Below are 13,068 nucleotides of genomic sequence, written 5' to 3'. Positions count from 1 at the left end.
ACTCCAGCAGGCACCCCAGCCCGTACCCCTCTTCGCGCAGGGCGCTCACGGCCTCGACCTTCGCCCTGGTCAGAGTCCGTCCCTCTCGACCAGGGCACGCAATTTTTTTAGGTAGGCCACCTCGGTCTCGAGCCTTCGGCAGCGCTCCTCGAGCTCCTGCTCGCGCGTGCGCGGCCTCGCCTTGGAACCGCTCGGCCGGCCCTTGGGCCTGGGCCTGAGCGCCTCGGCGCCGCCCTCGCGGTAGAGCGCGCACCATCTCTTGAGCGGCGCCAGGGACATGACCCCGAACGCCTCCATGGCGTCCCGCTTGCCCATGCCGCCGTCGACGACGGCGGAGGCGGCGGCGACCTTCTGCTCGTATGTGTACCTGGTCTGCTTGCCGTCCATGGATAGCAGCACCTCGCTTCCGAACGACCGGTATACGTAGAGCCATTGTCTCACGGTGTCGCGCGGGACCGACAGCGCCTTCGCCGCCGACTCGGAGCCGTGGCCTCGCTCGAAGAGCCCGATCGCCGCCTTCCTGGCCTCGATGTCGTGCTTCACCCTCAAGTCGACACGCATAAAAAGCCTCCCATTTCTCATGTCCAAGAAATGGGAGGCAGTTCAAATTAGCTGCTCTTGGGCAGACGGGTGCTAGTAACTCACCTGGCAGGGGATGCCGAGGGCGCGCACGCGCGCGGCAATGGCGTCGAGCACCTCGGGCGCTGCTTTGGTAAGGCCGGCGATCGGTGTCTCGCGCGCCACCGTGTAAATGGTTGCTTCTTGTGGACGAATGCGCTCAAGCGCCGCGAGCCAGGGGGCAACGTACTCCTCGCCGGTGTTGTCGATGGGCTTGCCCTGATACTCACCGGTCAAAAAGATCGTCTGGATGATAACGTGGCCCTCAAAGCTCGCGAACGTCTCGATCTGGTGCTCGACGTCGTAGGGACCAACGGGCTGGTCGAGCAGCTGGATAAATGCCGGATCGACCGTATCGAGCTTGAGGATGTTGTCGTCGACCATCATGAGCGCATCATGCACCTGGGGACGGTCGGCGCGCGTGCCGTTGGAAAGCACGGCAATCTTGGTGTTCGGGGCCAACTGGTCGCGAAGCGCGACAGCGCCGGCGATAGCCTGCGGGAACTCCGGTGCGGCGGTGGGCTCGCCGTTGCCGGCAAACGTGATTACATCGGGCAGCTCACCCTCGACCGTCATCTCGCGTAGTTTGGCTTCGAGTGCGTCGAGCACCACGGCAGCCGTGTTGTGTGGCTCGTGGCAGGGGCGTTCGGCGTTGAGTCCGTTTTCGCAGTAAATGCAGTCAAAGGTGCAAATCTTGCCGCTGGCAGGCATCATGTTGACGCCGAGCGAGAGTCCAAGGCGTCGGCTGCGGACGGGCCCAAAGATGGGGCTGGCATTCAAAAACGTAGACATAGGCATATGCTCCTCGGGACAGTTGCACTTAAGCATAGCATTGGCCCCCGTGCCAATCGCGGGTCTGGACACTGTTGTCTAAGCCGAAACTGTGCAGCCTGGTGAGTTTTCGGAACCCTATCATGAAAGGGTGCGAGTCGGGTACAGTAAACGCATTTAAGTATGCGCAACATGGTGCCAGACTGTCCAAGTCGCACCTCGGTGCGGCCTGATGGCGTTGACGATAGGATCACAACATGGATTTTACGGTCGAAAATGCGGGCACCACGATTGCCTGCCGCGAGTATGCCGGCCCGGATGTATCGTCCGATGCGCCCGCCTTGGTGTGCGTGCACGGTGCGTGCGTCGACGGCACATTTTTTGACGGCATCGCCCGCGAGCTCGCCTGTGGCTATCGCGTCATTGCCTATGACCGCCGTGGTTGCGGCGAGAGCGACGATGCGGCAGACGGACGCTACGATCTGGCAGTTCAGGCTGCCGACCTGCGAGCTGTTATCCAACATGCCGGCGCCCCGGCAAATGTCCTCGCGCACAGTGCCGGTACGTTGGTGGCCCTGGAGCTTCTCCGTGCAAACCCCGCCATAATCTCGCGTGCGATTCTGCATGAACCTGCCGTGACGGATGAGGGCGCCGGCCTGGGCGCGGCCCCGGTTTTGCTCGAGATGATCGCTGCGGGAAAGGTCTCCAGGGCGTTACGGGCCTTCCTTGGCGCCATCGGCGATTCGGACCCTGAGGCCCCCAAGTTAACCGAGGCAGAAGCCAAGCATGCCCTGCGCAACGGCCGCAGTTTCATGGCAAACGAATACGGGATTACTATGACCTGCGTTCCCGATTGGGATAGCGTTCGCGCGTCGAAAACGGTGGCCGCCGTGCTCTTGGGTGAACTCTCGATTGGCACGCCCCGCGAGGCGGGCACGAGGATGGCGGCTGAGCTTTTGGACTGTCCACTCGTAATGGTTCCCGGCGCGCACAACGGCCTGCGCGATCGCCCGGCAGCGGCTGCCCAGACTGTTCGTGGCATCCTGAGGCTCTAGCGCTTGCAATAGCCGAAACAGCCTTCACCCGCAAACGTTTCGGCCGTGTTAACAAATGTGCTCAAAACCTCACGTCTGCGGCTTCAATCGCGTCGCCTGCCAACTCATAAAAATGTAACAGCATTCACGTGCTTACCTGCATCGGCAAGGTGTTACCCTTGTAACATTTGGAACCCATCGCTACCATGCGAAACTATCGAAAGGGCCCCATATGCTCAATAGTCACGAGGCCAATCTAACCGACGAGGAGGCTGCCGCTGAGGTCGCCCGCGTCGCGAAGACCTACCCCGTGGTGCGTTTGCTGTCGGCCGATCAGATTAAGAGCGAGCCTAACTGCTTGCTCGCCGGCGATCGCTGCCCTTGTCTGCGTCAGTCGAGTCTTGAGGCCTTGGCAGATTCGGGTGAGGTGTCGGAGCAACTGCTCAACGATGGTGTTGAGTACCGCGCCCGTCTGCGCCCTCTAAAGGTCGAGGGTGAGCCTCACGTCTTGCTGATGGTGCGTCCGATTGATGAGCAAGAGGCCACAGAAGAGGACCTTGTCTACACCGACGTGCTGACGGGCGTGCGCAATCGCCGATATTACGAGGAAAAGCTCCGTAGCGCCCGCATGAATGCCGGCGTTGCGATGATCGACCTTGATGATTTTAGGGTCGTCAATGATACGTGTGGCCGTCATGCCGGCGACCTTGCGCTCGGTGCTGTGGCGACAGCCATACGCAGCGGAATCCGTTCGACTGACGAGCTTGTGCGCTATGGCTGCGACAAGTTTGTGGTCGTCATGCCCAATATTCCCTCCGATGACTTCACCCGTCGCCTGCATCAGGTATCCGATGCCGTTCATGCCACGATTATTCCGGGCCATGAGTACGTGAGCTTGACGGCATGTGTTGGTGGCGTTCGCATTCATGGCGAGACAGTCGATGAGGGCGTTGGCCGCGCTGTCCAGTTACTGAGCCACGCTAAGACAAAAGCCGGTACGGTCGTGACCGATGCCGATTCCATCGAGGCCTTCCAAAGCCAAAAGCCCCTGGTGCTGATTGCCGACGATTCCAAAGTGAGCCGGTCCATCCTCGGAGAGATGCTCAAGGACGACTATCGCATTCTAGAAGCCGATAGCGGTCGCGCCACGCTCGATGCGGTTGACCGTTATGGTGGCGACCTGTCCCTCGTGCTGCTCGATATTGTCATGTCGGACATGAGCGGCTGTGAGGTGCTGGCCGAGCTTTCGCGTCAGGCAGCCCTCGATAGCCTACCTGTTATTATGATCTCGAGCGAAGATACCGACGACGTGGTGTTACGTGCTTACGATTTGGGCGCCTCGGACTATATCAGTCGCCCGTTCGATGACCGCATTGTGCGTCGTCGCGTCAACAATATTATTCGACTGTATGCCAAACAGCGTCGTCTGACGAGTCTGCTGTCGCAGCAGTACAATGCGCGCGTCAATAACAGCCGTATACTCGTCGACATCATGGCGAGCGTCATGGAAGTCCGTAATGGCGAAAGCGGCAGGCATGTCACGCATATCGAGAAGTTGACTGAGCTGCTGCTTGGCGACTTGGCGCGACGGAGCGATAAGTACTCTCTTGGCAACGAGGAGCGTTCTTCGATTGCGTTGGCGTCGGCGCTGCACGATATCGGCAAGATGTCGATCGACGATGCGATTCTCAACAAGCCCGGACGTCTGACGCCCGAAGAGTTTGAAATAATGAAGACGCATACTACCATTGGTGCCGACATGCTGCGCAATCTGGACAGACACCATGAAGGAAGTGCCCTTTTGAACTATGCGTACCAAATCGCCCGCTGGCATCATGAACGTTGGGATGGTACGGGCTATCCTGACGGTCTTAAGGGCGACGATATCCCCATTGCCGCTCAGGTGGTCTCGGTGGCCGATGTGTACGATGCGTTGACGAGCGTGCGTGTGTACAAGGACGCCATTTCGCAAGAAGAGGCGATTCGGATGATTCTGGACGGTGAGTGCGGCGCTTTCAATCCGCTGCTTATCGAGTGTCTGCTCGAAGTGCGCGATCGCATTGCCGAGACGCTGGAGCGCCCTGCGGACGTTGTCGCGTTCCCTTCGGTTTAAGCTAGGCAAAGGGACGCCCCGTCGGACCATGTGGCCGGCGGGGCGTCCTTATCTGTTGTGCGGTTCGCGAACTAGCGGGCCTGCTTTACCTTGGCCGCCGCCTCGACAAACGACTTCCACAGGTTAAAGTCGGTCTCGAGCGTCTGCCAGGTGTACTCGGGATGCCATTGCACACCCAGGCAGAAAGGCTGGCCTTCGACCTCGATGCACTCGGGAACGCCGTCGGTTGCCTTGGCGACCAAGCGCGTGCTTTTACCCAGACGCTCGACGCAGCAGTGGTGTGCGGAGTTGGTCTGGATCAGCCTGTGCCCGCCAACCGCGCGCTCCAGAAGCGAGCCCGGCACGACCTCGACGGGATGCACGGGGTCGTTGAGCACGTGGGTATGGCGCCACTGCGTGCGACCCTCGCGCGCGCCCAGGCTCGGTACGTCCATGCACAGGGTGCCGCCGGTGGCGACATTGAGCAGCTGCGTGCCGCGGCAGGTGGTAAAGAGCGGCTTTTTGGCGCGGAGCACCTCGTCGACCAGCTTAAACTCAAAGCTATCGCGGATCTCGCAGCAGAGGGTGGGGTCGTAGGGTCGATCATCGCCCCAACGTTTGGGATTGACATCGGGGCCGCCAGGAATGGCGATGCCGTCGGCGATATCAACGTAATGACGGATAACCTCAATGTCCTCGGTGATGGACATCTGCAGCGGCAGGCCGCCAGCGGCAAGGATGGCATCGACAAAGACACTGGCGATTTCCTCGTTGGGGGAGAGTGTCTCGCTTAAAAACGGCTTTGCCTCTTCCCAACGCGGCGCCACCAGGATGAGCGGGCGGTCGGCGGGGGCAACGTCGACGTGCGGGGTATAGGACGAGGAAGTACGTGTTCCGATCATGGGTGCTGCTTTCGAATCTGAAGGTGACAGGGCGCATGAGAGACGTGGGACAACACTTTCAATGGATTTGTCCCAAGGGGTTGCTGGTTAGTGGCCCTTGATGGAGTTGAGGAAGTCCTGGGCGCGCTTGGTCTGGGGGTGGTCGAAGAACTCGTCGGGCGTGCCGGTTTCCACGATTTGGCCGTCGGCCATAAACACGACGCGATCGGCCACGCGGCGGGCAAAGTTCATCTCGTGCGTAATGACGATCATCGTCATGCCCTGCTGGGCCAGACGGACCATGACCTCGAGCACCTCGTTGATCATCTCGGGGTCAAGGGCGCTCGTGGGCTCATCAAAAAGCATGGCCTTGGGTTGCATGGCAAGCGAGCGGGCGATGGCTACGCGCTGCTGCTGGCCGCCCGAGAGCTGTGCGGGCACCTTATCGGCCTGTTCGGCAACGCCCACGCGGCCCAGCAGGTCCATGGCGCGCTCGCGGGCCTCGTCCTTGGAGACGCCCAGCACGTCGACCGGTCCCAGCATGACGTTCTGCAGCACGGTCATATGTGCGAACAGGTTGAACTGCTGAAACACCATGCCCAGCTCGGCACGCATACGGGCAAGGTCCTTGCCTTCCTGCGGCAGGGGCTCGCCTTCGATGAGGATCTCGCCCGAGTCGATGGTTTCCAAGCGGTTGATGGTTCGGCACATGGTCGACTTGCCCGAGCCCGAGGGGCCGATCACGACGACGACCTCGCCGCGGTCGACCGAGAGATTGATGTCGTTGAGGACGTGCAGATCGCCATAGTGCTTATCGACGTGCCTGAGCTCGATCAGCGGCTGATTGCCGGTGGAAGAGGTGCTCTGTGCCATGGTGCTCGGCTCCTTATGACTGGAAATGGTAAAGCGTTAGCGGATGATGGTCGCGCCGGTCTTGTGCGAAACGTAGACAGCGGCCTTGTTGATCGCGACGTTGATGAGGATGTAGATGACCGCGATTACCAGGTAGACCGACACGAGGGCGTCGTAGTTGGTAATGAGCACGCGGGCATTTTGCATGAGGTCGGGGTAGCTCACCACGTAGGCGACGGTGGTGTCTTTGACTACGACCACAAGCTGCGAAATCAACGACGGAATGATAAACCGAATCGCCTGCGGCAGCACGATTTTAAAGGTGATTTTAGCTTTGGAGAGACCGAGCGCTTGGGCTGCCTCGACCTGCCCGCGCGGTACGGCGTTGACGCCCGCGCGAAAGATCTCGGCCAGCACGCCGGCTGCAGCGAGCGCGACGGGGAGCGTGAGCATCCAAAACGACGGCAGCGCAATTTTGTACTGAGGCAGCACCAAAAAGAAGAAGTAGATGAACAGCAGGCTCGGTACGCCGCGGAAGAAATCGGTGAGCACGCGGCAGACCAGCTGCAGCGGCTTAATGTCGCTGGTGCGGCCGAGCATAAGGGCTAGGCCCAACACCAGCGCGATGGCGCCAGCGGTGAGTGCGACTTTAACGGTGCCCTCAAAGCCGGCAAGCAGGAACTTCCAGGTGGTGAGGTGCGTAAAGAAATACCAATAGTGGACCGAAAGCTGACCGGTCACATAAAAGCGCTGCAACACGAGGACGGCGAGCGCGGCGACGGCAACAAGCGAGATAGCGGTGCCGATGCGAATCTTGGCGCGCATCTTGGAGCCGGGAGCCTCGTAAAGCGCATCGCGCATGGTGAGCGCAGAAGAGGAGTGCTTGCTCATCGGAGGATCCTCACCTTCTTATCGATGTAGTTGCCAATGTGGCTCACCACAAAGGCCGTGCCCAGGTAGCCGAGCGCCGAGATAAAGAACGCGGCGACGCCGCCGAGCGAGCGCGTGTTGATGTAGCTCACCACGCCGGTGAGCTCCTGCGGTTGAAGCGGTACCTGGCTGCCGAGTGCGGTGGTGAGCATGACGGCGATAAAGAGGTTGGTCATGGGCAGCACGCTCGAGCGCAGCGCCTGCGGAATCACGATCTTGGCGAGGATACGGCTGAAGCTCATGCCGAGCGAGCGCGCGGCTTCCACCTGGCCGACGCCGACGGTGTTGATGCCGCTCATAAAGTTCTCGGAGCCAAAGGCCGAGCCCAAAAGGACCGTGGCGACGATAACGCAGGTGCGGTAGGGCAGGACGACCTTGAGCGGCGGCAGCGCATAGACGACGATGATAAGCAGCGCGATGCCGGGGATGTTACGGAAGACCTGAACATACAGGTCGCCAAAAATGCGCAGCGGCTTGAGCGGCGACACGCGCATCACGGTGACAGCGACGGCCAGCACCATGGCGATGGCAAACGACTCAAGCGTCATGCCCCAGGTTGCTAGCAGCGCGTCGATATAGTTCTGGCCATAGAGCGACCAGAGCTCGGAGAGACTCATGCGGACCTCCCGCCGATAAGGAAAGGGGCTCCCGTGTGTACGGAAGCCCCGACAACTCAGTGTGGAAACAGTTTAGCGCAATAAAGCGCATCGTGCGTTTCCGTATGGTTTCGTAGCGGCCGTTACAGGGCTCGCTGTCTAGGCGCCGATCTCGGGCAGCTCGGGAACGTTGGTGTCGCCCGTGCGATCGCCGATGCAGATCTGCCACAGCTCGGTCCAGGTGCCATCGTCCTCGATCTTCTTAAGGAAGTCGTTGACAAAGGCGACGCCGTCGGAATCGAGCGGCAGGCCGATGCCGTAGGGCTCTTTGCTGCCGAAGGGCTTGCCGGCGATCTTGTACTTACCGGGCTCGCGGACCAGGGCGCTCTGCTGCATGTTGTTGTCGATGACGTAGGCGTCAACGCGGCCCTGCTGAAGTGCCTGGCGGGCCTCCTCGTCGGTCTTGAACTCCTGCTGGCTGGCCTTGGGGGCGAACTCCTCCAGGATGGCGGGGCCGTTGGAGCCGGACTGGACGGCGACGTTCTTGTCGGCCAGGTCGTCGACGCTCTTGATGTCGTCGTTGTCGGCGAGCACCAGGATGGCCTGCTGGGTGTAGTAGTAGGGGCCGGCAAAGGAGACAAGCTTCTTGCGCTCATCGGTAATAGTGTAGGTGGCAAAGACGGCGTCGACCTGGCCGTTCTGCAGGACGGACTCACGCGTGTCCGAGGTCACCTGGGTGATCTCGACCTTGTTCTCGCCCAGAATGTAGTTGGACAGGAGCTGCGCGATGCCGGCGTCGAAGCCACGGGTCTTGCCGTCTTTCTCGTTGAGGAGGGAGAAGAGCGTGGAGGTCTGAACGCCACCGATCTTAAAGACGCCGGCGTCCTTGACGGCCGTGGCCCAGGTGCTGGCGGCGATGGCGTCATCATCGGCCTTGGGGCCGTTGTCGACGAGCTTGTCGAATGCCTTGGCATCGAGCGTGGTGGAAGCCTCGGTGTCCTCGGGGCTCTTGGAGGAGCCGGCGGCGGAACCCTTGTCGGCCTCGGCGCTGGTGTCGGAGCAGCCGGCAAGACCAAGGCCGGCGACGGTTGCAAAGGTGGCGGCGATGAAGCCGCGACGGTCGAGAACGACCTGCTGGGAGAGGTTCTTGCTCATGGTAGAACACCTTTCTCAATAAAATCCCTAGCGGTTGAATAGAGTTATACCCTATCGCGCTCAAATGGGTCAACACGAAATAACTCAGAAACATACTTACCTTATGGGTAATTCTACCTACCAAAAAGGGACAGGTTTATTTTGGCAGGTTTTATCTGGGCAAACGTCGATTATTACAGCTGAGATAGCGTTTTGCGGACAGCATGGTCGCTCGCGGCGGTCGCTATAATGGCGGCAACGCGACATATGGCGGCCCGCCTCGCTGTTTTGCCTCGATCTGTAACATCTGCAGCCATTTTTGCCGAGTAACTGTTACAGATTGAGATTTTCTCTTTAGGGGGATTTGAGTGTCTCGATCTGTAACATCTGGACGGACAAAAGGTCTCTATCTGTTACAGATTGAGACAAACAACAGGGGCAAAGACGGTTTGTCTAGATCTGTAACAATTGGGCGAGGATTTGTCCTCTAGGTGTTACAGATCGAGACAATTGAGTTGGGAAAATAAAAACCTCCGCAGGGATGCTTCCCTTGCGGAGGTTTTTCTACTCGTTCAGCAGGCGTACCGCTTCGGCGGCCATGTTCTCGACCGTTATGCCGTTCTGAGCAAGCAACTCGTTGGGATCGTAGCGGTCGGGAAAGCCCTTGGCGATGCCAAAGGTGCGCGTGCGCACGGGCGTGCAGGACAAGTAGCACGCGACGCGCTCGCCCCAGCCACCGTCCAAGATGCCGTCCTCGAGGGTGACGACAACGCGATGCTCGGCGGCAAGGCCATCGAGAGACTCGCGGTCAAGCTCGGTTGCAAAGCGCGGGTTGACGAGCGTGGCCTCTATGCCGTATTCGGCAGCCAAGCGGTTTGTCACGCGCTCGCCCAGCTCAAAGAAATCGCCAAGCGCGAGCACGGCAACGTCGCGGCCCTGACGCACCACGTCGTAGCGAACGGTGCTGTAGTCGGTGTCCTCGGCGGGCGCCAAATCGGGGCGGCTAACCAGGCCAATGCCCGGAACGCGGATCGCCACGGGATGCTCGCGGTGGTCGAGCGACCAGCTCAGCATGGACAGGTATTCCTCCATGCAGGCCGGTGCCAGATAGCGCATGTTGGGAAGTCCGCCCAGCATGGATATATCAAAGAACGAGAGGTGCGTCTCGGATGTGGAGCCAAAGATCGACGCGCCAAACACCAGGATGGTTGCGGGGGTGTCGTTGAGGCACAGGTCGTGCCACAGCTCGTCGTAGGCGCGCTGCAAAAACGTGCCGTACACACCAAAGACTGGCTTGGCGCCCGAGCGCGCAAGCGCGGTGGCAAAGGTCACGGCGTGCTCCTCGGCAATGCCCACATCGACGAACTGTTTGCCGGCCGCGGCGCGAAGCTCGGGTGTAAAGCCCATGATGTAGGGCGTGGCGGCCGTGATGCCCACGACCTGCGGATCGCGCTCGATGGCGGCGCTGAGTGCCTCGCCCGTAATGTCGGCATAGGTGCGCGGCGCAGGCTCGCTCGGATGGCCCGGGCAGAGCTTGCGCCCGGTTGCCATGTCAAACGGACCCACATGGTGCCAGCGCTCGGGGTCGCTCTGGGCTGGCTCAAAGCCCTTGCCCTTGGCGGTGGAGACGTGCAGCACGATGGGATGATCGATATTGCGCAGTTCCTGCAGCGCGTCGACGAGGGCTAACACATCGTTACCGGTGTCCAGATAGCGGTAGTCGAGCCCCATCGCGCGGAAAACGTTGCGCTCACAGGTGCCGTTGCTGGCGCGCAGCTCGGCCAGATTGCGATACAGGCCGCCATGGTTTTCGGCGATGGACTGGTCGTTATCGTTGACGATGATGATCAAGTTGCTGTCGAGCTCGGCGGCATTGTTAAGGCCCTCAAACGCCAGGCCGCCCGAAAGCGAGCCGTCGCCAATAACGGTAATGACGTTATACGTGTCGCCCGCCAGGTCACGAGCGTGCGCAAGGCCGCAGCCCAGGCTCACCGACGTGGAGGTATGGCCCATGGCAAACAGGTCGTGCTCGGACTCGTCGGGATTGGCAAAGCCAGAAGCCTCACCATAACGCTCCGGATCGATATAGGTGTACGCGCGCCCCGTCAGCGCCTTGTGGGCGTAGGTCTGGTGCGAAACGTCAAAGACAATCTTGTCGATGGGGGAGTTAAACACGCGATGAAGCGCAACTGTAAGCTCAACGACGCCCAGGTTGGGAGCAACGTGCCCACCGACGGCGGCGGAGCTTTCGAGGATTGCCTGGCGGATCTCGCCGCAGAGCAGCGGAAGCTCGGCGCGGTCGAGAGCCTTGACGTCCTCGGGCGTTGTCGTTTGCGTAAGCAGCATCGTTGTGGGTTACTCCATGCGAATCGAGCGCCGGCGCTCCCTCGGCCGGCACAATTGCACAAAACAGTCTCGCACATTTTGGCGTTTGATATGTGACGGCGGCGCGGTAATTCGCCAACTGGTGGGGCAAAACGTTTTGTCCGATGCCATACTGGTAGATTCGATGATGATTTATTCAATGCGTGCAGGCTGTGGCTTGTCGCCGTGAGTCGCTGGAAGGAGGCAGCATGTCCGATGTCGTTCGTGCCGAGAAAATCGCGTGCGAAGTAGACCATGCTGCCCGTCAACTGGCGCAGGCGGGCCGTCTGGACCTGACGCGCGAGTTTATCCAGCATGGCGATGTGACGGTCTATGCACATGTGACTTCGGTAGCGCGGGCGAGCCTGTCCTTTGCCGAGCGCTTGGGCCGTGTCGGTATCTCCGTCGACCGCGCCTCGTTGCTGCGCGGGGCCCTGCTGCACGATTACTTTCTTTATGACTGGCACGATCCCGACCCAAGCCATCGGCTGCATGGCTTTCGGCATCCGTTTTTTGCTCTGGCGCGTGCGGAGGAAGATTTTGAGCTGACGTCGCGCGAGCGGAATATTATCGTGCGCCATATGTTTCCGCTGGTGCCAGTGCCGCCGACGTGTCGTGAGGCATGGATTGTGTGCCTGGCGGATAAATGGTGTGCTCTGCGCGAGACGATCGCCGGCCGTCTGCCGCGCAAGGACGAGGCAGACGATGGCGTGAGTGAAGAATCGAACGAAAAGAGGAGAGGGTAGACGGTGGGGACCGCGATCGACATGGCATTTGACGGCGCGACGCTTGCCGCCTGTCCGCTCTCGGCACTGGTGCTCTCGTTTGCCTTTTACGGGTTTTGCGGTTGGGCATGGGAGTCGACAGTCTGCGCCATGCTCAACCAAGGACGCTTTGCCAACAGCGGATTCTTGCTGGGGCCGTGTTGCCCTATCTATGGTGTGGGCGGCATAGCCTGCTGGCTTTTGCTGCGCGGGATTCCGGATGCCTCGAGCCAATTTGTCGCCGCGGCGCTTGTGTGCAGTGTAATCGAGTACAGTGTGGGCCTTCTTTTGGAAAAAACAACGGGCGCACGCTTTTGGGACTATTCGCACCTGCCGTTTAACTTGCACGGACGTATCTGCCTGTACTGGGCCTGCGCGTTTGGCCTGGGCGCGTTGTGCATTTGTCGTTTAGTGGAGCCGGCATTGCTGGGACTGCTTGGCCATCTGCCGGTGCTGATTGTGCGGCTGTCCGCCTTTATCGTCGCGGTCGCGATGATGGTCGACGCGGTGTGCTCTTTGGCCAGTTGGCGTCGCCTGTCCGATCAGCTGGAGCGTGTGCGCGCCGACCTTGCCGACCGCATCAATGAGTCGCTTGCCGATGCCTCGGACTCCATGCTCGAACGTATTCCCGATTCGACGATCGACTCGGTAGCGCAGACGCATATCCGTAGCCGCGCCGTTAACGCGTGGCTGGCCGAGTTGGGCGACGCGGCGCTCGATGCCCTTCGTGAGAAGGCTTCGATGCCGACGTTTATCTCGGATGGTGCTCGCGGCCTGGCGCTTGCCGCCCGCCGCGTGGCCGATGCCGCGCCGAGCATGCCGCGTCCGTCGCTCAGTCGTCGCCTTGCCGGTAAGCGCATGAGCCGTCCGGTGCCGAGTGTGTCGCTCAGCCGTCGCGACCTGCGCTTCTTCAATGCTTTCCCGCGCTTGCGCATCAATCGCTACGAGGGCGTCATTCGAGCAACTAATCTCCGCGACCGCGCCCACGAGCTGTTTCGGCGCTAGCCGGGACGGGCACGCTCACGGCTCCCT

The 13,068-nt window shown here is 60.6% G+C and carries 12 protein-coding genes; 4 read left to right on the top strand and 8 right to left on the bottom strand.

Annotated features, from left to right (window positions below):
- Nucleotides 1-69: 69 nt before the first annotated feature.
- Nucleotides 70-561: a transposase gene (locus ACTQ1E_RS02175; RefSeq protein ID WP_441564499.1), complete on the bottom strand. Its 492-nt coding sequence runs from the start codon at nucleotides 559-561 to the stop codon at nucleotides 70-72.
- A gap of 72 nt (nucleotides 562-633) precedes the next feature.
- Complete coding sequence (locus tag ACTQ1E_RS02170; RefSeq protein WP_441564497.1) at nucleotides 634-1,410, bottom strand: radical SAM protein; 777 nt, start codon at nucleotides 1,408-1,410, stop codon at nucleotides 634-636.
- Between the two features lie 236 nt (nucleotides 1,411-1,646).
- Here ACTQ1E_RS02170 and ACTQ1E_RS02165 point away from each other — a divergent pair, with 236 nt between their 5' ends.
- Together ACTQ1E_RS02165 and ACTQ1E_RS02160 are read left to right on the top strand one after the other, a co-directional pair.
- A complete protein-coding gene (locus ACTQ1E_RS02165; RefSeq protein WP_441015199.1) occupies nucleotides 1,647-2,444 on the top strand; it encodes an alpha/beta fold hydrolase in 798 nt (265 codons plus the stop codon).
- Between the two features lie 211 nt (nucleotides 2,445-2,655).
- Nucleotides 2,656-4,536: a diguanylate cyclase gene (locus ACTQ1E_RS02160; protein ID WP_441564494.1), complete on the top strand. Its 1,881-nt coding sequence runs from the start codon at nucleotides 2,656-2,658 to the stop codon at nucleotides 4,534-4,536.
- 71 nt (nucleotides 4,537-4,607) lie between these two features.
- On the opposite strand, the gene ACTQ1E_RS02155 is transcribed toward ACTQ1E_RS02160, so the two are convergent.
- The 6 genes from ACTQ1E_RS02155 to ACTQ1E_RS02130 form a co-directional block, all read right to left on the bottom strand.
- Nucleotides 4,608-5,417 (bottom strand): gamma-glutamyl-gamma-aminobutyrate hydrolase family protein, encoded by an 810-nt coding sequence (locus tag ACTQ1E_RS02155; protein WP_427718223.1) that lies wholly within the window; start codon nucleotides 5,415-5,417, stop codon nucleotides 4,608-4,610.
- Nucleotides 5,418-5,504: 87 nt separating this feature from the next.
- A complete protein-coding gene (locus tag ACTQ1E_RS02150) occupies nucleotides 5,505-6,269 on the bottom strand; it encodes an amino acid ABC transporter ATP-binding protein (RefSeq protein ID WP_022094659.1) in 765 nt (254 codons plus the stop codon).
- A gap of 36 nt (nucleotides 6,270-6,305) precedes the next feature.
- Nucleotides 6,306-7,139: an amino acid ABC transporter permease gene (locus ACTQ1E_RS02145; RefSeq protein ID WP_441564492.1), complete on the bottom strand. Its 834-nt coding sequence runs from the start codon at nucleotides 7,137-7,139 to the stop codon at nucleotides 6,306-6,308.
- On the bottom strand, nucleotides 7,136-7,795 hold the full coding sequence (locus ACTQ1E_RS02140; RefSeq protein WP_154514877.1) for an amino acid ABC transporter permease: 660 nt from the start codon (nucleotides 7,793-7,795) through the stop codon (nucleotides 7,136-7,138). The genes ACTQ1E_RS02145 and ACTQ1E_RS02140 overlap by 4 nt, the downstream gene beginning before the upstream one ends.
- Before the next feature lie 138 nt (nucleotides 7,796-7,933).
- Entirely contained in the window at nucleotides 7,934-8,929 is a 996-nt protein-coding gene (locus ACTQ1E_RS02135) for a glutamate ABC transporter substrate-binding protein (RefSeq protein WP_427718227.1), read from the bottom strand.
- A gap of 543 nt (nucleotides 8,930-9,472) precedes the next feature.
- The gene (locus ACTQ1E_RS02130; protein ID WP_441564490.1) at nucleotides 9,473-11,254 is read right to left on the bottom strand and encodes a 1-deoxy-D-xylulose-5-phosphate synthase; all 1,782 of its coding nucleotides are present in this window, start codon (nucleotides 11,252-11,254) and stop codon (nucleotides 9,473-9,475) included.
- A 227-nt stretch (nucleotides 11,255-11,481) separates the two neighbouring features.
- Here ACTQ1E_RS02130 and ACTQ1E_RS02125 point away from each other — a divergent pair, with 227 nt between their 5' ends.
- Nucleotides 11,482-12,018 (top strand): HD domain-containing protein, encoded by a 537-nt coding sequence (locus ACTQ1E_RS02125; protein ID WP_441040779.1) that lies wholly within the window; start codon nucleotides 11,482-11,484, stop codon nucleotides 12,016-12,018.
- Between the two features lie 3 nt (nucleotides 12,019-12,021).
- Nucleotides 12,022-13,041, top strand: a complete 1,020-nt coding sequence (locus tag ACTQ1E_RS02120) for a putative ABC transporter permease (RefSeq protein WP_441054908.1) — start codon at nucleotides 12,022-12,024, stop codon at nucleotides 13,039-13,041.
- Nucleotides 13,042-13,068 lie beyond the last annotated feature (27 nt).

It is taken from the genome of Collinsella sp. LCP21S3_C7, from assembly GCF_052118485.1.
Classification (GTDB): domain Bacteria; phylum Actinomycetota; class Coriobacteriia; order Coriobacteriales; family Coriobacteriaceae; genus Collinsella.
This window is presented reverse-complemented; position numbering and strand designations above follow the sequence as displayed.